Source organism: Embleya sp. NPDC008237 (genome assembly GCF_042956465.1).
Taxonomy (GTDB): domain Bacteria; phylum Actinomycetota; class Actinomycetes; order Streptomycetales; family Streptomycetaceae; genus Embleya.
On sequence record NZ_JBIBGL010000025.1, the window covers coordinates 40,110 to 60,597 of the forward strand.

Consider the following 20,488-nt stretch of genomic DNA (forward strand, 5'->3'; position numbering starts at 1 on the left):
TCCCCGAACCACGAACCACCACCGAACCCCGGACCACGACCCGCCACCGACCCCCGCCGCACAACCCGTGAACCACCGATCGCCGCCCCCGATCGGCGCGCCCCGCCCGGCGGCCGGCAATCAGCCGCCGACGCCGATCCGCGCAGGCCGATTCCACTCCGCCGCGACCCCGCGCAGCACCGGGTGCTCGGCTCCCCCACCGGCACGGATGTGCTCGTACAGCGTGCGCAGCACATCCGCGCCGTCGGCCGCCCACAACTGTTCGGCAACGCGTGTCAGGGAGAAGTGGTACCACCCGAAGTTGATCGCTCCCTGCTCGAACGAGCGCTCCATGTCCTCGAGTTCGCGAATCGGAGTGACCTCGACCGGCAACTCGTCCACGGTCGCGGTGAAGGCCCGCAGTGCGGGCAACAGTTCCGGCTCAACTTCCTGCGTGTAGCCGACCATCGCGAGATTCGCGTGCAGCTCGGCGATCCACATGCCCGGGTAGGCGGGCCAGGCCTGATCCTGGAACAGGTGGGTGAGTTCGTGCACGGCCACCAGATCGAAGTACGGCCGCAACGCGGGCGGCTCCCCGTACTCGGCGCGCAGCACCGCAGCGGCGCGCGCACCCAGGTGCGGCCGAATCGCCGCGAGCAGCTCGGTGCCGAACCACCCGTCGTCGGCGGCCACCCGCAGATGGTCCTCCGCACCCTGAGGCGTGCCGTAGAGCGGTACCGTCGCCACGCCGTCCCAGTCCGCGGCATCCGCCACGGACAACCGGATGCGCGGCGCGAATCCCAGCCGTTCGGTCAACCACGCGGCGGCACGGTCGACGCGCTCCGCAACGAACGCGGCTCGCTCCCGCGCGCCCTGGCTGTATCGGACCGTACAACCGAAACCGTCGAGTGTCGCCAACGCCGTCACGCATACCTCCGGGTGAGATCGGCCGCCACCATAGGCACAGCGATCCCACCCCCGCCCGGATTTCCGCACCCCTGAAACGATCTTGCCAATCCGTTGGCCGAATCACCCCACCACCCGGCAACCGAACCACCCCGCCGGCCACCCAGCCACCCAGCCACCCAGCCACCCAGCACGATCCGCGCACCGAACCCGTCAGGCAACCGAGCCCGCCGACCCACCGAACCTCTCGACCGACCGACCCCCGGCCAACCAAACCCGCCGACCAACCACCCCAAGACCGGCAATCCCGAGGCGAGCAACCACCCCGAGACCGGCAACCCCGAGACCATCAACCCCGTCAGGGCTTCCAGAGCAGATCCCGCCCCGAAGCCCCGAGCGCCCGCTCGAACGCGGTCGCCCCGGCCGGCACCGCCACCGGCACCGCGAAGCCGTCGTACTCGCGGTACATCTCCGCATACCTCGCCACGATGCCCTCGACCGCCTCGCCCAGCTCCACCGACGCCCGGTAGTCCTGCCCGGTCGCCCGAGCCACGTCCCAGCCGTGCAGGGTCAGCTCCAGGAGCAACATCGCGGCGATCTCCGTCGCGGGCATCATCCCGCCGCCGCCGAAGTCGATCTCGCCCTCCCACACGGCCGGCTCCGCCCATGCCGCCACCCCGCGCCGCAGCTGCGCGCCGTACGCGTCGGCCCAGTCCGGCTCGACCACGAAGTCGCGTGTGGTCAGCTCCTCGGGCAGTGCCGTGCGCCGCGCCCGGTGCTCCAGGCCGTGCGAGGTGTAGACGATCCAGTGGTTGAGCAGCGCCCGGGTGTCGTATTCGGGACAGGGGGTCCGTCCGGCGATCTGCTCGGGCGCGACACCGTGGGCGAGCCGATCGGCCTCGGCGGAGGCTTCGACGAAGAGGTGGTGAATGTTCATGGACACGACGCTATGCGGCCCACCGAAACCGGTCTTGAACAAACGCGACAGGCCCCGGCCCGGCCGCGCCACAGGACGCATCGGGCCATGTCACAGGCACCGTTTACGGTGGTTGTATGAGGCTTCCCTACCGCAATCGCGGGGTGCTGCGCGCGGCCGTCGCGCCCGGCGCCTGGGACCTGAGCCTGTACGAGCCGGCCGCCGATCTGGCGCCCTTCGTCGACTACCACTGGATCGTGCGCTGGGACCTGCGCGGGCGATCGCCCTACCGGCAGAAGGTGCTCTCCCACCCGAACGTGCACCTGGTCTTCGAGCAGCCGCACCCGGCGGTGTACGGCGTGGTGCGGGACGTGTTCGAGCGCGAGCTGAGCGGCGCGGGTCACGTCTTCGGGATCCGATTCCGGGCCGGCGGCTTCCGGCCGTTCCTGGCCGGCCCGGTGGCCGAGCTCACCGACCGGGTGCCACCCGCGGCCGACCTGTTCGGCCCGGGCGTGGCGGCCGTGGGCGAACGGGTGCTCGGCACCGTCGACGAGTCCGACCGGGTCGCCGTCGTGGAGTCCTGGCTGCGCGGCGCGCTGCCCGCACCGGCCGACACCCCGACCGGCGTCGACCCGACGATCGCCGAGGTGGCCGCGATCGTCGAGCGCATCACCACGAATCCGAACCTGTTCCGGGTCGACGACCTGGCCCGGGAGGTCGGCGTCCCGGTGCGTCGGCTCCAGCGGCTGTTCGCCGAATACGTGGGGGTCGGCCCCAAGTGGGTGCTCCGCCGGGCCCGCCTCCAGGAGGTCGCCGAGCGCGCCGAGCACGGCGACGGCATCGACTGGGCGGCGCTGGCCGCCGATCTGGGCTACGCCGACCAGGCCCACCTGACCCGCGATTTCACCGCCGCGGTGGGCACCGCACCGGGCCGCTACGCCAAAACCTGAGCACCCGCGGACCCGGGTCCCCTCCGCGGGATCCGCACACGACCCCGCCCGGTCCGAGGACGAGAACCCACCCCGCGCCCTCCGCGAACCCTCCCCGCACGGCCCCGCACCCACCCCACATCCTCCTCGCACGGGCGCCGACCGTCCGCGCGCCGAAAATGCAATCCTTGACGGGTGCCCACCACGCTCGTCGAAACCCAATTCCATGCCGTCCTGAGCGCGTCCGACGACGCCCTGGAGGACACGATCGACCTCGGCGCGTCCCTGCTCGCGGCCTCCGCCGCCGACTGGCCGCAGATCTCGCGCGCGGTGCTCGCGCTGTACGACCGCACCGCGGACGGCTGCTGGCGACGCGGCTGGCAACCCGCCGACGTGGTCCGCGCGGTCACCCGCGAGCTGGGCGAACGCCACGCCCCGATCGCCGCGGACCTGGTCGCCGCCCAGGCCCGCAGCCACCCGGGCACCGGCCGCCGCTGGACCGCCCAGCTGCGCGACCTGGACGCGAGTACCCCGTGGTGGAGCTCGGACGACGCCTACCTCACCGAGTTGGGCGCCCGGGAGAACCTGGACCGCTTCGGCACCGCCGCACGCGTGCTCGAACTGCTCCGCTCGATCGCCCGCCTGCCCGCCATCGAGCCGCTCGCCGCCGCGTCCTTCCAGGAGCCGGCCCGCAAGCAGCCCGCGACCGGCGCACCCCGCCAACTCGGCCGGGTGCGTGCCCTGCTCGCCAAGGCCGAGTCGAGCGAGTTCCCCGAGGAGGCCGAGGCGTTCACCGCAAAGGCGCAGGAGCTGATGACCCGGCATCGGATCGACGAGGCGCTGCTGGGCGCGCAGGAGGGTTCGCGCCACGCGCCCGCCGCATGCCGAATCGGTGTGGACAACCCGTACGAGGGCGCGAAGGCACTGCTGCTGGACGCGGTCGCCGACGCCAACGGCTGCCAGGCGATCTGGTCGAGTTCGCTGGGCTTTTCCACCGTGGTCGGCTTCGACTCCGAACTGGACGCGGTCGAACTGCTCTACACCTCGCTCCTGGTGCAGGCCACCGCCGCGATGAACCGGGCCGGCTCGCGCTACCACGAATCCGGTCGCTCCCGCCGGACCAAGACCTTCCGCCAGTCCTTCCTGATCGCCTACGCCGACCGGATCCGCGAGCGGCTCACCACCGCCAAGGAGGAGGCCGAGGCAAGCGCGAACGAGGCAGCGGAAAATCGCCTGCTGCCGGTCCTGGCCGCCCGCGACGTCGCGGTTCGGGAGACCACGGAGCGCATGTTCCCCACCAAGACCACACACCGCCTGCGCGGTCGCGACGCGGACGGGTGGCGACACGGCCAGGCCGCCGCCGACCGAGCCGAACTGGGCCTACGGGACAAGCTGGACCGCGGCGAGCCGGCCCGCCCGTAGATCCCCGAAACCGAAACCCCACCCCGAAAGCATCGGGACCCGAAGCCATCGGAACCGCGAAAAAGCGTCAGCGCGGCAACCAGTTCCCGCGCTGCGCCGGCACCGTCGAGGCGCGCGGTCCACAGCGCCCCTCGGCGACCGCCCGGTGCGCCTGACGCGCCGTCATACCCGGTCCCGCCAACGGCTCGACGTCCTCCAGGTGGAGTGGGTCGCCGCACACCGAGCAGACCACGGCCGGCTCCGCCTCGTGCCCCTCGGAGCCGCCGTGCCGGTAGACCACCGGCGGCCCGGTCTCGTCCGCGAGCCAGGTGTCCCCCCACTGGCCGATCGCGACGAGCACCGGAAAGAAATCGCGGCCCTTGGCGGTCAGTACGTACTCGTGTCGGGGGCGCCGCTCCTCGTACGGGACCCGGTCGAGCAGGCCCTCCTCGACCAGCCGATTCAGCCGCTGCGCCAGCACGTTGCGGCCGATGCCCAGGTTCTCCTGGAGGTCCTCGAACCGCCGGACCCCGTAGGACGCCTCCCGCAACACGAGCGGCGTCCAGCCGTCGCCGAACAACTCCAGGACGCGCGCGATGGAACACGGCCAGGTTCCGAACGAGGTCCGCTTCATGTCGCCACATTACTGAGCGGGGCGGGATCGATACGCGATCGATCCCGCCCCGCTCAGTGTTTTTGACTACACGTCAGTTACCGCAAGGTCACTCGGCGCTTACGCGTCGCGCTTCCAGCGCGGCTTGCGGTCGCCCGCCGGGCCGCCGGCCGGACGGTCGTAGTGACCGTCCCGACGCGGCGCACGGTCGTGCGAACGGTCCCGGTCGTTGTAGGACGGCCGGTCGTTGTTGTACGTCGGACGGTCACCGCGCGGGGCGCGGTCGTTGCCGTAGGCGGGACGGTCGCCGGTACGCGGCGCGCGGTCCCCGTACGACGGACGGTCGCCGCGGTAGCCACCCTCGCGCCGGTCGCCGCCGCCGTAGGACGGACGGTCGCCGGAACGCGGTGCCCGGTCCCCGTACGCGGGCCGGTCGCCGGTACGCGGTGCCCGGTCGCCATAGGCCGGCCGGTCGCCCGTGCGCGGAGCGCGGTCGCCGCTGTTGTAGGCGGGACGGTCACCGCTGTTGTACGCGGGACGGTCGTTGTACGCGGGACGGTCGGCACGCGGGCCGCGGTCGCCCGACGGACGGTCGCCGCGGTAGCCACCCTCGCGCCGGTCGCCGCCGCCGTAGGACGGACGGTCGCCGGAACGCGGTGCCCGGTCCCGGTCGCCGTAGGACGGCCGGTCGCCACGCGGCGCGCCGCCACGACGGTCGCCGCCGCGGTCGCTGCCGTACGGCGGACGGTCGCTGCCGCGGTCGTTGCGGTCGCCGCCCCGGTAGCCGCCCTCGCGCCGGTCGCCGCCGCGCTCGCCCCGGTCCGGACGCTCGTAGCGCTCGGTCCGCACCGGCACGTCGCCGTTCTTCGCGGCCTCGGCCAACTCGGCCGCCTTGCGCCGCAGTTCCGCCGCCTCGGCCTTGAGCTCGATGATCCGACCGGCGAGCCGCTCGGCCTCGGCCTCGGCCTCGACCGCGGCGTCCGCCACGGACTGCGCCTTGACCTCGGACAACGTGCGCGCGCCGGTCAGCTTGCGCATCTCCGGGTCGTTGGAGCCCTGCACCCGAAGGCGGGTCGGCTCGACGCCGGCGTCCTCCATCAGGCGGTCCACCGTGCGGCGCTGGTGCGGCAGCGCGAGCGTGACCACCGCACCGGCCTCGCCGGCGCGCGCGGTACGACCCGCGCGGTGCAGGTAGTCCTTGGAGTCGGCGGCCGGGTCCACGTGCAGGACCAGGTCGATGCCGTCGACGTGGATGCCGCGGGCGGCGACGTCGGTGGCGACCAGGACCGGCGTGCGGCCCTCCTTGTATTCGGCCAGGGTGCGGGTACGCGCGCCCTGGGTCATCCCGCCGTGCAGCGCCTCGGCTCGAACGCCCGCCTCACGCAGCTGCTGCGCGACGCGGTCGGCGCCGAACTTGGTCCGCACGAAGATCATCGTGCGCCCGCGACGGGCCGCGATGGCCGCCGTGACGTACGTCTTGTCCTTGGGCTGCACGACCAGCACGTGGTGCGACATGGTCGTCACCGACGACGAGTGCGGGTCCACCGAGTGGGTGACCGGGTCGACCAGGTACTTGCGGACGATCGCGTCCACGCCCTTGTCCAGCGTCGCGGAGAACAACATCCGCTGACCGCCGGCCGGGATCAGGTCGAGCAGCGCGGTGACCTCGGGCAGGAAGCCCATGTCCGCCATCTGGTCGGCCTCGTCGAGGATGGTGATCTCGACGTTGTCCAGCACGGCCGAACCGCGGTCCACCAGGTCCTGGAGCCGACCGGGGGTGGCGACCAGGATCTCCACGCCGCGCTCCAGCGCGAAGATCTGCTTCGGCATCGACATGCCGCCGGTGACCGTCTTCATCCGCAGGTCGAGAATGCGACCGTAGGGCTCCAACGCGTCGTGCACCTGCATCGCGAGTTCACGCGTCGGCGTGAGGATCAGCGCGAGCGGGCGACGGGCGCGGGCCTTGCGACCCGACAGGCGGGTCAGCATCGGCAGACCGAAGCCCAGCGTCTTGCCGGAACCGGTCCGACCCCGGCCGAGGATGTCCTTGCCGGCCATCGCGTCCGGCAGCGTCGCCGCCTGGATCGGGAACGGGTGGGTCACGCCGCGTCGCGCGAGCGCGTCCACGACGTCCTTGTGCAGACCGAACTCGGCGAAGCTGGGGCCGGTCGGCTCGGGCACGGCCTCGGCGTCGACCTCGTCCGAGGCGTCGTCCGCCCCGTCGAGCCCGGCCTCGTCGGCGGCGTCGTCCTCGACGCTCGCCTCGACGTCCGTGTCGCCATCGGTGTCGTTGTGCACATCGGCGTCCGTCGCGGCCTCGTCCTGCGCCGCGAGCTCGGTGTCGCCGTCATTGGTGTCGTCGTTCTCGACGACCTCGGGAGCGATCTCGGTGATCTCCGCGGCGACCTCGGTCACCTCGGCTGCCTGCGCATCCGCCACACCCTCCTGCACCTCGGCACCTTCGGTACCGGGCATGGGCGTAGCAGTGTCATTGGCATAGGGGGGCATGCAAAACCTTCCGGATGCGGCCCGTCTCGAAGGTCCGCAGCCGAAATGTGGTCGCACGAGAAAGCGACACTTCTGCGGAGCACCAGAACGAGCCTACGAGGCGCCGCGACTCATGGCGGTGCCTGGATATGGGCAAAGCGATTCACCAGCGTACCCGATCACTGCGCGTTTACGCCTATCGGGTGCGTTCGTACTCCACCCTCAGACGTGCGTCCTCGTGCACGACGAGCAGCCTCGGACGCTGCCACGACCAGTGCTCGGGGAGCAGGTACAGCGTCCCCGGGGCACGCCGCAACAAGCGCAGTCCGGTGTACCGGTAACGGTAGGAGGCGCCGATTTCTTCCTCGACCGCGATCCCGTCGTCCGATCGCATCCGCAGATCCTGCACCGAATACAGGACCACCCCGGTCCGCCTGGACAGTTGGTGCGCGACGGCCCTGCCCGCGTCCCGCCCGGACACCTTCGCGTACGCCCCCGATGCCCAGAACAGACACAGCACCACGGCGGCGGTGGTCAACAACACCGACGGCGACCACGGCCGCGAGCCGGCCGCGGAGCTGCGCCGGTGCGCCCCGATCCGGCGCGAGAGCAGCACCCCGTACGCACTGATCGACAGCCCCAGCGCGAGCGCGCACGGCAGCAGGAGGGGCCACCACTGCGCACCGCGGGCGGGCCACCGGTACACCCCGATCCAGGTCGCGCCCGGCAGCACGAACCACGCACAGCGCAGCCACCACGCACACCACGCGGCGATCCGTCGGTGCCGACGCAGCCACACCAGCAGCCGGGGATGCACCACCCGGGTCGCGAGCAGCGCGGCGACGAGCACGAGCAGCGGCCGGTACAGCGCGCGCAGGCCGTCCGCCAGATACTCCAGGGTCGGCCTGTCCAGCACGCTCTCGTCGAACCCGAGGTACTCGGACCGGGCCGAGTCACGTGCCCAGCCGAAGTGGTACAGCAATCCGGTGAGTACGAGCGCGACCACCACGAAGGCGGTCACGAACTCGCCGTGGGGGCTTGCCGATCGCCCGTCCGGGGCGCCCTTGGCGACCTCGGTGCGCGCCGTCTCGACGACCCGATGGGCCCGGTGCGCGGACCTGCGCCGCCCGGGCGCCCGTCGATCCGCCGGCGGGGATCCGTGTTCCACCACGGGTGCGGGCTCGATCGTGTCCGGTTCGCCGAACCACTCGGTGAGCATCGACACCGGCTCGCGGTAGGACACCTCGGCATGCCCCACAGAAAGGTTGCCGGTCGTCCGGAAGGGCGCGAACTCGGCCGGCCCGCCCGGGATTTGCTCGCCCCGCTCGGCCCGCTCGGCCGGCCCGACGTGCCCGCCGGGCGCACCGGAACCGGCCCGGGCGCCCGGCCCGTCGGCGCCCTCGCCCGCCCGGGCCGTCCCCCGGGTCCGCGGCTCCGGATCCCCCCACGCCTGTCCGGGCCCGGGTTCGTACGCCTGCGGCACCGGCGAGCGCCGCCACTCGCCGCGAGCGCGCGGCACCGCCGACTCGGCCGCTGCGGGCCCGCCCACCCGGGTGGTCGATCCGGTTCCGGGAAACTCGGGCTCATCGTCGGCGAAGTCCGGCATCGGCCCGATGTCCCCCTGCGTGGTCACCGCTTCAGCATGGGCACGGAAAAACTCCGGCTCCAATTCACGACACCGCGCGTCACCCGTTCGGCCGCAGCGCGTGAGGGCGCGACGGGAGCGCACGAGATCCCCGACCCGACGCCCGGGCCGGATACCCGTCCGGCGGATCCCGCTGCGGCGCGGCCCCACCGGGATCCACCGGAGACGGCCTAGCGTGCTCGGGTGTCACAGACCCGAGTACTCACTGCCGTCTCGATCGGCGGCGCCATCGGGGCGCTGTGCCGCTGGGCACTTGCGGAGGCGCTCCCCCACAGCGGCACGGCCTTCCCCTGGGCGACCCTGCTCACCAACGTCACCGGTTGCCTGCTGATGGGGATCCTGATGGGCCTGACCCCGCCCGGCCCGCTGGTCCGCCCCTTTCTGGGCACCGGTGTGCTGGGCGGCTTCACCACGTTCTCCACCTTCGCCGTCGAGACCCGCACCCTGGCGGCCGGCCACGCGTGGGCCTCGGCCTTCCTCTACGTCGTCGGCAGCGTCGCCCTGGGCCTGGCCGCCGTGCAGATCGGCCTCGCCGTCGCCCGCCGCCCGCGCGGGGTCGCCGGATGATCCCGCTGATGGTGGTCCTGGGCGCGCTGGTCGGCGCTCCGCTGCGCTACCTGACCGACCTGTACGTGTCCGCGCGCACCGAGTCGGCCTTCCCGTGGGGCGTGCTGACCGTGAACGTGATCGGCTCGCTGATCCTGGGCGTGCTCACCGGCCTGGCCCCCGACGAGCGGATCGCCGCGCTGATCGGCACCGGCTTCTGCGGCACCCTCACCACGTTCAGCACCTTCGGCTACGCGACCGTGGACACCTACGCCCGAGGCCGGCGCGCCATCGCCGCCGGCTACGTCCTGCTCAGCCTGACCCTGGGCCTGGCCGCGGCCGCCCTCGGCCACACCGCGGCCCGCTGACGCACCGTCAGCCGTACCCGTGCTCGTGCAGCCACTCGTCCCCGATCCCGAAGTGGTGCGCCACCTCGTGCACGACGGTCACCTCGACCTCCTCGACGACGTGTTCGTAGGTCTCGCAGATCCGCAGGATCGGGTTGCGGTAGACGGTGATCCGGTCCGGCAGGACGCCCGCGTACCAGTCGCCGCGCTCGGTCAGCGGGATGCCCTCGTACAGGCCGAGCAGGTCGGCCCCGTGCTCGCCGTCGGGGGCGGGTTCGTCCTCGACGAAGATCGCCACGTTGTTCATGAGCCTGGTCAGCTCAGGCGGGATCCGATCCAGGGCCTCGGCCACCAGTTCCTCGAACTCCTCGCGCGACATCTCCAGCACTCCCCCATTCTGCGGGTTCGCACCCCCGTTCGCGGGGCCTGCCGCGGGCCCGCACCGGCCCCCGGTTATCCGCTTTGCAAGCACTGCCGAAAACCCCGTATAGTTCGGGACGTCCCCGACGGCAACAAGACGCCGGACACGGCCAACAAGCCCCCATCGTCTAGTGGCCTAGGACGTCGCCCTTTCAAGGCGGTAGCACGGGTTCGAATCCCGTTGGGGGCACGCAACAAACCCCCTCGGGGGCCGCAACAAGCCGGACAGCCAGTACGGTAGGGTTCAACACGAAGGAAGCCCAAGGAAACGCGGGTAGAGGTCCTGTGGAGCAGTTTGGAGTGCTCGTCACCCTGTCAAGGTGAAGGCCGCGGGTTCAAATCCCGTCAGGACCGCAAGATGGAAAGGTCGGGGCGCCGAAAGGCGCCCTGATCCATCGAGGCCAGGTAGCTCAGTTGGTACGAGCGTCCGACTGAAAATCGGAAGGTCGGCGGTTCGACCCCGCCCCTGGCCACCGCAGCCGGAGAAACCGACGCCCCAGACGATTCGTCGTCCGGGGCGTTCTTGCATTGCCGAACCGGGCGCCGGTGGCCCGATCGGCGGCTCGGCACCGCAGCGGCCGGCCGACTCACCCGCTCGGGTGTCGCCCCGGGCGCGCGCTCGTGTCCGCGCCGTTCGTCCCGGACTTCGTCGTGATACTTCGGTCATGAGCGCCGCGGACACCCCCGACCGGATGCCCACCCATCCCCCGCACGACGAGGCGATGGGAACGCGGCTGAACTGGCTGCGGGCGGCGGTGCTGGGCGCCAACGACGGGATCGTCTCCACCGCGGGCCTGGTGGTCGGCGTCGCCGGAGCCACCGACGAACGCGCCCAGTTGCTCACCGCCGGGCTGGCCGGACTGCTCGCCGGATCGTTGTCGATGGCCGCGGGCGAATACGTCTCGGTGAGCACCCAGCGCGACGCGGAGAGGGCCGCGCTGGTCCAGGAGCGGCGCGAGTTGGCCGACGAACCGGAGGCCGAGCTCGACGAGTTGACCGGCCTGTACCAGGAGTTGGGCCTCACCCGGTCGCTCGCGCGCCAGGTGGCCGAGCAGCTCACCGCCCACGACGCGCTCGCCGCACACGCCCAGGTCGAACTCAGGATCGACCCGGACGAGCTGACCAACCCGTGGCATGCGGCGGGCGCCAGCTTCCTGGCCTTCACCGCCGGCGCCCTGCTGCCGCTGCTCGCGATGGTGCTGCCGTCCGCCTCGACCCGACTGCCGATCACGGTGGCCGCCGTGCTGGTCGCCCTGGTGGTGTGCGGCTGGAGCGGTGCGCGATTGGGCGGTGCCCCGCCGACGCGCGCGATCGTGCGCACCACCGCGGGCGGGGCCCTGGCGATGGCGGTCACCTACGGGGTGGGCAGTCTGCTCGGCGCGAGCGGGGTGTGAGCCGGATCACCGCCCGCATCCGGGATCGGGCATCCGCGTCACCATCGAACAAATCGGCCCGGACTCGTCGAGGACTTCCGTGTTTTCCCACTCACCGAGCCACCGCCGGCCCGCAGGTCTCGATACCGTCCTCGGAGTCGGTTCGCATCGGACCGTCACCGTCAGCCCGTGGAGCGGAGGATTCGTGGCCACCCCCTCTCGTGTCATCAGGCTCGTGTCGTCGAGTTCGCGTCCGCAACGCAAGGGCGGCATGAAGTCGACCGCGGTCGCGGCGACCCTGACCCTGACCCTCGCGGGCGCGCTCACCGCGTGTGGAAGCGGCGGCGGCAAGAACTCCGCCAGGAGCGGTTACGCCGAGGTCTGCGCGGACCGCACGCACAACGTGCGCGTCGACGACTTCCGCTGCCTCGGCCGAACCGACCCGACGCTGTCCTGGTACTACGTCCCGCATTCGTGTGGACAGACCCTCACTCCGGCCAGGGGTACGACCCTGCTCGCCGGGCAGGGATCCTTCGATCGCCCGCGCAAGGGCAAAGTGGAACGCGGCGGCTTCGGCTCGTGCCCGTCGAAGAGTTCAAGCTGACGCGGTGTCACATCCGGGGAGGGCTTGAGCCATGCGCCGTATACCCAGTACGCCTCGACCGGGCTGGAAGCCGCTCGTCGAGTCGCAGGGGCTGCTCTATGCGACCTGGCAGGAGGACGACGGCACCGAGGTGCCGTACTGGCACGAAGAGGCGTACTACGAGCTGACCCTCGACGAGGTGGACCGGCTCGAGGACGTCACCGAGGAACTGCACGAGATGTCGGTCGCCGCCGCCCGGCACGTGATCGAGCGCGGCGACCTGACCGCGTTCGGCCTGCCCGACGAGGCCCGCGACTACCTGCGGATCACGCTGGAGGAGGAACACCCGAGCGTCTACGGGCGGTTCGACCTCGCGTGGGGCGGCGACGGCCGCGCGGCCAAGCTGCTCGAATACAACGCGGACACCCCCACCGCGCTGATCGAGGCCTCCCTGGTCCAGTGGTACTGGCTGCGCGACTGCTTCCCGGAGCGCGACCAGTGGAACAGCCTGCACGAGCGGCTGGTCCGCGCGTGGCGGCGGATCAAGCCGTATCTGCGCTCGGAGACGATGCACTTCGCACATGTGGAGGGCACCGAGGACGAGGAGGAGTGGCTGCACACCGCCTACCTCCGCGACACCGCGTCCGAGGCCGGGCTGACCACGATCGGCCTGGAGGTCGCCGAGATCGGCTGGGACAGCGAGCGGCTGCGCTTCGTCGACCTGGAGGAGCGGGGCATCGACACGATGTTCATGCTCTATCCGTGGGAGGACATGCTCGCCGAGCCGTTCGGGAAGCACCTGGTGAGCCATCCCCGTTCGTGCCTGTTCATCGAACCGGCCTGGAAGGCGATCCTGTCCAACAAGGCACTGCTCGCGGTGCTGTGGGAGCTGTACCCCGGCCACCCGAACCTGCTCCCCGCCTTCCTGGACTCGCCACGCGGCATGGAGTCGTACGTGGCCAAGCCGCTGCACGGACGCGAGGGCGACGCGATCCGGATCGTCACCCCCGCCGGCGAGCACATCCAGCCCGCCGAGGCGTACGGCGACGAGGGCTGGTGCTTCCAGGAGTACGTGCCGCTGCCCGACTTCGACGGCAACAAGCCCGTGCTCGGCGCATGGGTGGTGGACGGCAAGTCCGCGGGCGTCGGCATCCGCGAGTCCAGCGGCCCGGTCACCGACGGGTACGCCCGCTTCCTGCCGCACGTGATCGACGGCCCGGCCCCGGACGAGGACACCCGGCTCGCCTGGCTCGACGAGGACTGACCGGGCACGACCCCGCGCGCACGGTCACGTTGCTCGCACACAGTCACGAACGCCGGCGATTCGGCGAGATCGAAATCGCGCCCCGAACATGCGGATCATCACTCTGCGTGTTCAATCACCGATTTCCGGTCGGGTCCGTCGAATCCACCCCGATGCCCCGATCGTCGGGCCCGCACGGCACCGACGGGGCCGGGAACCCGGATCCGCCGAGCCGCCGCGGCTGCGTTCCTCGACCGACGACACCGAGACCGGCCCCGATGGCGCCCACCGGCCGTCCCGAAGCCCCACGGCGCCCCCAGCACGCCGAGGCCGAGCCGGGTCCGCCCCACGACTCGGGCCGCCCGGCCGGTGGCCCTGCGGATCCGCGGGCCCCGGAAAAGGTTCGAACCACTGCCGCGGGCAGCCGGCCGGACCGGCCGCGAACACCAGTGTGACCAAGGTCACTGTTTTGACTGGCAATGGTTTTCATCGACGGCCGGAAATCGACTGTGCATTCTATGTGATATTTTACTGGACGCCGTCATGGATCCCGGACGAAAACGCCCCGCCGGGCCCCGTCCCACTCCGGGCCGACCGTCCCGGACACCGCCCGAAACCACCGCCGGAGCCGCAGGCCGGCCCGCTGAGCGGCACCGCGACGACCTCGGGCCGACCGTCCGCCGGGTCGGCACTTTCCGGGCACGCAAAAGAGTGCTGCACCGGACCCGGCGGGATCCGGTGCAGCACTCAGGGGAAAAGCTTTCGACGCAGCCCTCAGGCTTCGCTGCGCTGCTGCGGAATGCCCGCGAGCAGGGCGCGGACCTCCACCTCGCGGTAGCGACGGTGTCCGCCGAGCGTGCGGATCGACGTGAGCTTGCCGGCCTTGGCCCAGCGCGTCACCGTCTTGGGGTCGACGCGGAACATGCTGGCAACCTCGGCCGGCGTCAGCAGCGGCTCGGCATCAGGCGTACGAGCGGTCATGAGCGGCCTCCTCGGGAGAACCGAACCAACACGGTTCTTTCTTCAAATTCTGCACCTTGACCCACGATGTCCTAAATAGTTCACGAGGGCCAAGTCGGTTATAGGACGAACGGCTTGTCCTTCACAGTACAAGTACACCATCCGTCGCACCCGGTTGGTCAAACCGCCGGATTTGGCATCCCAGGGTTCAAGCCACGCGATCCCGAAGGACCAGGCATAGCGGACAGTCACCCGACTGTGACGATGAGTCACTCGGGCCCGATCGACCCCTCGCGTCCACCCCGTCCCACCAGCAACGAAGTATCCCCGATGACTCGACCCGGCCAGACCGACTACATCTGGTTTGTCCTTTTCATCATATACGAACCATTCGCTGGCGTATGCACCTTGTTGTGAGTCGATCTCCACCAACCTGGAGGGCTGGGAGTCCCACAACTCGAACCAGCAGGTTGAGAGGCTTTCAGATCACGGGGTGAGTGAACACGAAAGAGTGACGACGGTCACGCCGAAACTTCATGAAATGCGGACGCTTGCTCAGCTCGCGTGCTCCAGAGCACGTACCGATTGCCAACGCTCCGTAATCCTTCGGTAGGCCGCCGATGCTCGCGCTCCGTCACCGGATCCCAGTGCGGCGATGCCCTCGGCGACGTCCGCGACCGAGTTCTCGGTCGCCGGATCACCCGTCCCGAGCAGTCGCACGAGCCCGCCGTAGTCCAACTCGACCAGCGCGCGCGGGTGGAACTCCTCCAGCCAGCGGCCCACGTTCTCCAGCCCGGTGATCAGCGCGCCGTCCTCGACCGTCTCGCGGAGCACCTTCAGCGCCCGGGCGACCCGACGCCGGGCCTGCACCATCGGCGTGCGGTAGTAGAGCTCGCCCGGCCCCGCCGACGCGTCCTCGGCCGCCGGCACCAGGACCCGCTCCTCCGGGGCGAACAGCACGAACCAGCGCACCGGGACATGCCACGTGCTGCTGTGGATGTGCGGATGCACGTCGGGGTGCGCGGACTTCCACCGCTCGTGCTCCACATGCGCCTGATCGATCACCATCCGCGGCCAGAACACGTCCAGCACCGTGGCCGGATACTCCCGCCGCAGCTCGGCCAGCGCCGTCCAGCAGCGCAGCCGGGTCTGCCGCGGGCAGATCACCGTGACGCCGTCCAGGACGTGCACGTAGGCGTCCTCGCTCTCGTGCGGCGGCGCGATCACCGGAGGGGTGGCCAGGAGGTTCTCCAGGCCGCTCCGGTGCTCCTGCGCGGTCAGTCCGGCGGGCGAGGGTGCCTCGGGCGACGCGGGGGTGCCTGCCGGCTGTGTGGCGACGTACGCGGCCCACCGCTCGCGTTCCGGCTCGGGAAACGCGGCAAGCGGCTCGTACACCCGCAGGTACGCCGCGTAGGGGGCAACCACCGAAGTCCGCACGAACGAATCTTGGCACGTCGGTCGAGCCCTGACGTGGAGAAGGTCCGACCCGGTGATCCCCAGGGGTTCTAGGCTTGAACCGCCGCGCAGATCCGCGCGGCGGATACATCACCACGATCCCATGGAGTCACCACAGTGACCGACAGGATGGATGGCCCCGACGGCACGACGTCGGGCCTGGTGTTCGGCAGGTCGACCGGCCACGAACAGGTCGTCTTCTGCCAGGACCGCGCGAGCGGCCTGCGCGCGATCATCGCGATCTACTCCAGTGCCCTGGGACCCGCCCTCGGCGGCACCAGGTTCCACCCCTACGAGACCGAGGAAGCGGCCGTCGCGGACGTCCTCAACCTCTCCCGCGGCATGGCCTACAAGAACGCCCTGGCCGGACTCGACCACGGCGGCGGCAAGGCCGTGATCATCGGCGACCCCGACCGGGACAAGTCCGAGGTGCTGCTGCGCGCCTACGGGCGGTTCGTCCAGTCGCTGGGCGGTCGCTACATCACCGCCTGCGACGTGGGCACCTACGTCGACGACATGGACGTGGTCGCCAAGGAGTGCGACTACGTCACCGGTCGCTCCCCCGAGAACGGCGGTGCGGGCGACTCGTCCGTGCTGACCGCGTACGGCGTCTTCCAGGGCATGCTGGCGTCCGCCGAGCACCGCTGGGGCACCCCGACGCTGCGCGGACGCCGAGTGGGCGTGGCGGGCGTCGGCAAGGTCGGCCGGCACCTGGTCGGTCACCTGGTCGAGGACGGCGCCTCGGTGGTGATCACCGACGTCGACGAGCGGGCGGTGGCGCACGTGCGCCACCTGCATCCCGAGGTGGACTTCGCAGCCGACACCGACGCCCTGATCCGGCTCTCGGACCTGGACGTGTACGCGCCCTGCGCGCTGGGCGGCGCGCTGAACGACGCCACCGTCCCCGTGCTGACCGCGGCCGTGGTGTGCGGGGCGGCCAACAACCAGCTGGCCCATCCCGGCATCGAGAAGGCGCTCGCCGAGCGCGGAGTGCTCTACGCGCCGGACTACGTGGTCAACTCCGGCGGGGTGATCCAGGTCGCCGACGAGCGGCACGGATTCGACTTCGAACGCGCCAAGCGCAAGGCCACGGGCATCCGCGCGACGACCGCCAAGATCTTCGCGCTGGCCGACGAGGAGGGGGTGCCACCGGCCGTCGCGGCGGACCGATTGGCCGAGCGGCGCATGGCGGATGTGGGCCGCCTGCGTGACATCTACCTCCAAAGCTGACCGACACGGTATCGTCAGACTCGGCAAAGGACCCCAGATCAGGCCCCTGACCAGCCGGAACAGCACAGCTCGGTCGGGGTCCGAGCCCCGCTGTCACCCATGCGACGTACCGCCCGGCAGCGGAAGCAGGTACCGTTAATCCCCTACGGGCCGGTTCTCAAGTGCCATCGAACCGACCCTGACTATGAACGCGTGTCAAGACCCGGGGCCGTGAGCCCCGTCGTTGAGGGGGTCGAGCCATGGGGCGCGGCCGGGCCAAGGCCAAGCAGACAAAGGTCGCCCGCCAGCTGAAGTACAACAGCGGCGGTACGGATCTGAGCCGTCTGGCTGAAGAGCTGGGCGCGTCGTCGCCAACCGACTTGCCGATCGGCAAGCCTGAGGTTGACGACGACACGAGTGAAGACGAGTTCGACGACCCCTACGCGGGGTATTCGGCTCGTTACAACGATGACGAGGACGAGGAAGACGACGGCCGATCGCGCCATCGTTGACCCTGCGTTCCTCGTTCTCGAGCACGGGAACGAACGCCCACTTCAGCCGGGGCGCCCGTGCGCTGTGACACCGCCCGGTCCGGGACCGAGTAGGACGACTACTCGACCCCGGGCCGTTTGGCGTGCTCGCGAACGCGCCCACGGGGGCGCCGCCGTCCCGATCCGGGACGACGGCCACCGCCGCGGGTGCCTTCGTCATGCCCGGTGATCGCCGTTCAGTACGGCCCGGCCGGAGCCGGTGACGATGTCGCCGAGGATCCAGGCCGGCACGCCGCGCTCGGCGAGCACCGCCAGCGCCGCGTCGGCCGCCTCCGCGGCGACCACCGCGACCATGCCCACGCCCATGTTCAGCGTCTTCTCCAACTCGGCGCGGGGCACCCGGCCGAGCGCGCCGACCAGGCCGAAGACCGGGGCCGGTGTCCAGGTCGAGCGGTCCAGGCGCGCGTCCAGGTGGGCCGGGAGCACGCGCGCGAGGTTGGCCTCCAGGCCGCCGCCGGTGACGTGCGAGAAGGCGTGCACGTCGGTGCGCCGGGCCATGTCGAGGCAGTCCAGCGAGTAGATCCGGGTCGGTTCGAGCAGTTCCTCGCCGAGTGTGCGGCCCAGTTCCGGGACGTCCCGGTCCAGGCTCCAGCCGGCGAGCGTGAAGAACACGTGCCGGGCCAGCGAGTAACCGTTCGAGTGCAGACCGGAGGCGGCCATCGCGATCACCACGTCGCCTGCGCGCACCCGCTCCGCGCCGAGCAGGCCGTCGGCCTCCACGACCCCGGTGCCGGCGCCCGCGACGTCGTACTCGTTCGGGTCGAGCAGGCCGGGGTGCTCGGCCGTCTCGCCGCCGACCAGCGCGCAGCCGGCCAGTACGCAGCCCTCGGCGATGCCCTTGACGATCGCCGCGATGCGCTCGGGGACGACCTTGCCGGTGGCGATGTAGTCGGTCATGAACAGCGGCTCGGCGCCGCACACGACCAGGTCGTCGACGACCATGCCGACCAGGTCGTGGCCGATCGTGTCGTGCTTGTCCATCGCCTGCGCGATGGCGACCTTGGTTCCCACCCCGTCCGTCGCGGTGGCCAGCAGGGGGCGTTCGTACCGCTTGAACGCGGACACGTCGAACAGGCCCGCGAAGCCGCCCAGGCCGCCGACGACCTCGGGCCGGGTGGCCTTGCCGACCCATTGCTTCATGAGTTCGACGGCGCGATCACCGGCCTCGATGTCGACGCCGGCCGCGGCGTAGGTCGCGGTGCTGGGGGTGGGGGTGGACTGGTCGCTCACGGCGGCGGCCCTTTCGGGTCGGGTCGGTGGATCTCCTCGGACACCCCGCCGCGCCCCCGGGTGGGGGACACGACGCGGCGATCCGAAGAAGAGAACTCGGGGACTCGGCTGATCAGGGACGGCGGAGCGCGTCCTCGGCCCCGCCGCCGCCGAGGAGGGCCTGCACGCCGTCCACGTCGGTGCGGACGGTCTGCTCGATGCCTTCGAGGAGGTGCTTGCCCAGCCGCTCGGGGTCGGGCAGTTCGATCGGGTATTCCCCGTCGAAGCAGGCCCGGCACAGCCGGTCCTTGGGGATGGTGGTCGCCTCGACCATCGCGTCGATCGAGATGTAGGCGAGCGAGTCGGCCCCGAGGGACTTGGCGATCTCGTCGACCGAGAGACCGTTGGCGATCAGCTCGGCCCGGGTGGCGAAGTCGATGCCGAAGAAGCACGGCCACTTCACCGGCGGCGAGGAGATCCGCACGTGCACCTCGGCCGCGCCGGCCTCGCGCAACATGCGCACCAGCGCACGCTGGGTGTTGCCGCGCACGATCGAGTCGTCGACGACGACCAGTCGCTTGCCCTGGATGACCTCGCGCAGCGGATTGAGCTTGAGCCGGATGCCCAGCTGCCGGATGGTCTGGCTGGGCTGGATGAAGGTCCGACCCACGTAGGAGTTCTTGACCAGGCCGTTTCCGTACGGAATGCCGGACTGCTCGGCGTAGCCGATCGCGGCCGGGGTGCCCGATTCCGGGGTCGGCATGACCAGGTCGGCGTCGACCGGGAACTCCTGGGCCAGCCGGCGGCCCATCTCGACCCGGGACGCGTAGACGCCGCGGCCGGCGATCGTGGTGTCCGGGCGGGCCAGGTAGACGTATTCGAAGACGCAGCCCTTGGGCTTGGCCTCGGCGAAGCGTCGGGTGCGCAGGCCGTGCTCGTCGACCGCGATCAACTCGCCCGGCTCGATCTCGCGAATGAACGAGGCGCCGACGATGTCCAGGGCGGCGGTCTCGCTCGCGACCACCCAGCCGCGTTCCAGCCGACCGAGCACGAGGGGCCGGATGCCCTGGGGATCGCGCGCGGCGTAGAGCGTGGTCTCGTCCATGAAGACCAGCGAGAAGGCGCCCTTGACCTCGGGCAACACCTGCATCGCGGTCTGTTCCAGGGACAGGTCCGGGCTGCCGGCCAGGAGCGTGGTCAGCAGATCGGTGTCGCTGCTGGCCTCGATCCGGCCCTGGTAGGGATGGTTCGATTCGCCGCGATCGGGGCCCTGCTCGGCGACCAGACGGGACAGCTCACCCGTGTTGGTGAGGTTTCCGTTGTGGCCGAGCGCGATGCTGCCGGTCGCGGTGGCCCGGAAGGTCGGCTGGGCGTTCTCCCAGACCGACGAACCGGTGGTCGAGTAGCGGGCATGGCCGACGGCCATGTGCCCGCGAAGCGAGCCCAGGGTGGTTTCGTCGAAGACCTGGGAGACCAGGCCCATGTCCTTGAAGACCAGGATCTGGGATCCGTTGCTCACAGCTATGCCGGCGGATTCCGTTCCGCGGTGCTGCAATGCGTAGAGACCGAAGTAGGTGAGTTTTGCGACCTCTTCGCCGGGGGCCCAAACGCCGAAGACGCCGCAGGCATCCTGCGGGCCCTTCTCGCCGGGGAAGAGATCGTGGTTGAGTCGTCCATCGCCACGTGGCACGTGATCGAGTCTACGACAGCGCCGGA

At 71.0% G+C, this 20,488-nt stretch carries 19 protein-coding genes and 3 tRNA genes; 12 read left to right on the plus strand and 10 right to left on the minus strand.

The features are described 5' to 3' along the window. Positions 1 to 120: 120 nt before the first annotated feature. Together ACFZBU_RS42560 and ACFZBU_RS42565 are read right to left on the minus strand one after the other, a co-directional pair. On the minus strand, positions 121 to 906 hold the full coding sequence (locus ACFZBU_RS42560; RefSeq protein WP_391589162.1) for a hypothetical protein: 786 nt from the start codon (positions 904 to 906) through the stop codon (positions 121 to 123). A gap of 337 nt (positions 907 to 1,243) precedes the next feature. Then, positions 1,244 to 1,822, minus strand: coding sequence for a TIGR03086 family metal-binding protein (locus ACFZBU_RS42565; RefSeq protein WP_391589163.1), 579 nt, complete (start codon positions 1,820 to 1,822; stop codon positions 1,244 to 1,246). Between the two features lie 116 nt (positions 1,823 to 1,938). On the opposite strand from ACFZBU_RS42565, the gene ACFZBU_RS42570 reads away from it, so the two are divergent. Then, positions 1,939 to 2,751 carry a DUF6597 domain-containing transcriptional factor gene (locus tag ACFZBU_RS42570; RefSeq protein WP_391589164.1) on the plus strand — a complete coding sequence of 271 codons (813 nt, stop codon included), beginning with the start codon at positions 1,939 to 1,941 and terminating at the stop codon, positions 2,749 to 2,751. 174 nt (positions 2,752 to 2,925) lie between these two features. Further along, positions 2,926 to 4,152 carry a DUF2786 domain-containing protein gene (locus tag ACFZBU_RS42575; RefSeq protein WP_391589165.1) on the plus strand — a complete coding sequence of 409 codons (1,227 nt, stop codon included), beginning with the start codon at positions 2,926 to 2,928 and terminating at the stop codon, positions 4,150 to 4,152. 67 nt (positions 4,153 to 4,219) lie between these two features. Here ACFZBU_RS42575 and ACFZBU_RS42580 read toward each other — a convergent pair whose 3' ends face one another. From ACFZBU_RS42580 to ACFZBU_RS42590, 3 genes are all read right to left on the minus strand, one after another. Next, positions 4,220 to 4,765, minus strand: coding sequence for a winged helix-turn-helix transcriptional regulator (locus ACFZBU_RS42580; protein WP_391589166.1), 546 nt, complete (start codon positions 4,763 to 4,765; stop codon positions 4,220 to 4,222). A 99-nt stretch (positions 4,766 to 4,864) separates the two neighbouring features. Continuing rightward, a complete protein-coding gene (locus tag ACFZBU_RS42585; protein WP_391589167.1) occupies positions 4,865 to 7,219 on the minus strand; it encodes a DEAD/DEAH box helicase in 2,355 nt (784 codons plus the stop codon). Positions 7,220 to 7,427: 208 nt separating this feature from the next. Continuing rightward, on the minus strand, positions 7,428 to 8,864 hold the full coding sequence (locus ACFZBU_RS42590) for a hypothetical protein (protein ID WP_391589168.1): 1,437 nt from the start codon (positions 8,862 to 8,864) through the stop codon (positions 7,428 to 7,430). A 195-nt stretch (positions 8,865 to 9,059) separates the two neighbouring features. Here ACFZBU_RS42590 and crcB (ACFZBU_RS42595) point away from each other — a divergent pair, with 195 nt between their 5' ends. Both crcB (ACFZBU_RS42595) and crcB (ACFZBU_RS42600) read left to right on the plus strand, forming a co-directional pair. Next, complete coding sequence (gene crcB, locus ACFZBU_RS42595; RefSeq protein ID WP_391589169.1) at positions 9,060 to 9,443, plus strand: fluoride efflux transporter CrcB; 384 nt, start codon at positions 9,060 to 9,062, stop codon at positions 9,441 to 9,443. Continuing rightward, entirely contained in the window at positions 9,440 to 9,790 is a 351-nt protein-coding gene (gene crcB / locus ACFZBU_RS42600; protein ID WP_391589170.1) for a fluoride efflux transporter CrcB, read from the plus strand. The genes crcB (ACFZBU_RS42595) and crcB (ACFZBU_RS42600) overlap by 4 nt, the downstream gene beginning before the upstream one ends. A gap of 7 nt (positions 9,791 to 9,797) precedes the next feature. Here the strand turns inward: crcB (ACFZBU_RS42600) and ACFZBU_RS42605 are convergent, their stop codons facing one another. Beyond that, on the minus strand, positions 9,798 to 10,157 hold the full coding sequence (locus ACFZBU_RS42605) for a metallopeptidase family protein (RefSeq protein WP_391589171.1): 360 nt from the start codon (positions 10,155 to 10,157) through the stop codon (positions 9,798 to 9,800). A gap of 149 nt (positions 10,158 to 10,306) precedes the next feature. On the opposite strand from ACFZBU_RS42605, the gene ACFZBU_RS42610 reads away from it, so the two are divergent. The 6 genes from ACFZBU_RS42610 (at position 10,307) to ACFZBU_RS42635 (ending at position 13,409) form a co-directional block, all read left to right on the plus strand. Continuing rightward, a tRNA-Glu gene (locus tag ACFZBU_RS42610) sits at positions 10,307 to 10,379 on the plus strand. An 89-nt stretch (positions 10,380 to 10,468) separates the two neighbouring features. Then, a tRNA-Asp gene (locus ACFZBU_RS42615) sits at positions 10,469 to 10,543 on the plus strand. A gap of 45 nt (positions 10,544 to 10,588) precedes the next feature. After that, positions 10,589 to 10,662 (plus strand) — tRNA-Phe (locus tag ACFZBU_RS42620). Between the two features lie 192 nt (positions 10,663 to 10,854). After that, positions 10,855 to 11,583 carry a VIT family protein gene (locus tag ACFZBU_RS42625; RefSeq protein WP_391589172.1) on the plus strand — a complete coding sequence of 243 codons (729 nt, stop codon included), beginning with the start codon at positions 10,855 to 10,857 and terminating at the stop codon, positions 11,581 to 11,583. Positions 11,584 to 11,797: 214 nt separating this feature from the next. Continuing rightward, positions 11,798 to 12,166: a hypothetical protein gene (locus tag ACFZBU_RS42630; RefSeq protein WP_391589173.1), complete on the plus strand. Its 369-nt coding sequence runs from the start codon at positions 11,798 to 11,800 to the stop codon at positions 12,164 to 12,166. A gap of 31 nt (positions 12,167 to 12,197) precedes the next feature. Then, a complete protein-coding gene (locus tag ACFZBU_RS42635) occupies positions 12,198 to 13,409 on the plus strand; it encodes a glutathionylspermidine synthase family protein (RefSeq protein WP_391589174.1) in 1,212 nt (403 codons plus the stop codon). A gap of 753 nt (positions 13,410 to 14,162) precedes the next feature. Here the strand turns inward: ACFZBU_RS42635 and bldC are convergent. Further along, positions 14,163 to 14,369 (minus strand): developmental transcriptional regulator BldC, encoded by a 207-nt coding sequence (gene bldC / locus ACFZBU_RS42640; RefSeq protein WP_020555617.1) that lies wholly within the window; start codon positions 14,367 to 14,369, stop codon positions 14,163 to 14,165. A gap of 534 nt (positions 14,370 to 14,903) precedes the next feature. Next, the gene (locus tag ACFZBU_RS42645) at positions 14,904 to 15,785 is read right to left on the minus strand and encodes a hypothetical protein (protein ID WP_391589175.1); all 882 of its coding nucleotides are present in this window, start codon (positions 15,783 to 15,785) and stop codon (positions 14,904 to 14,906) included. Positions 15,786 to 15,932: 147 nt separating this feature from the next. Between ACFZBU_RS42645 and ACFZBU_RS42650 the strand changes: the two genes are divergently transcribed. Both ACFZBU_RS42650 and ACFZBU_RS42655 read left to right on the plus strand, forming a co-directional pair. Continuing rightward, entirely contained in the window at positions 15,933 to 17,033 is a 1,101-nt protein-coding gene (locus ACFZBU_RS42650) for a Leu/Phe/Val dehydrogenase (RefSeq protein WP_391589224.1), read from the plus strand. A gap of 239 nt (positions 17,034 to 17,272) precedes the next feature. After that, the gene (locus tag ACFZBU_RS42655) at positions 17,273 to 17,524 is read left to right on the plus strand and encodes a DUF3073 domain-containing protein (protein WP_020555620.1); all 252 of its coding nucleotides are present in this window, start codon (positions 17,273 to 17,275) and stop codon (positions 17,522 to 17,524) included. 195 nt (positions 17,525 to 17,719) lie between these two features. On the opposite strand, the gene purM is transcribed toward ACFZBU_RS42655, so the two are convergent. Further along, positions 17,720 to 18,793: a phosphoribosylformylglycinamidine cyclo-ligase gene (gene purM, locus ACFZBU_RS42660; RefSeq protein WP_391589176.1), complete on the minus strand. Its 1,074-nt coding sequence runs from the start codon at positions 18,791 to 18,793 to the stop codon at positions 17,720 to 17,722. Positions 18,794 to 18,905: 112 nt separating this feature from the next. Further along, the gene (purF, locus tag ACFZBU_RS42665; protein WP_391589177.1) at positions 18,906 to 20,462 is read right to left on the minus strand and encodes an amidophosphoribosyltransferase; all 1,557 of its coding nucleotides are present in this window, start codon (positions 20,460 to 20,462) and stop codon (positions 18,906 to 18,908) included. Positions 20,463 to 20,488 lie beyond the last annotated feature (26 nt).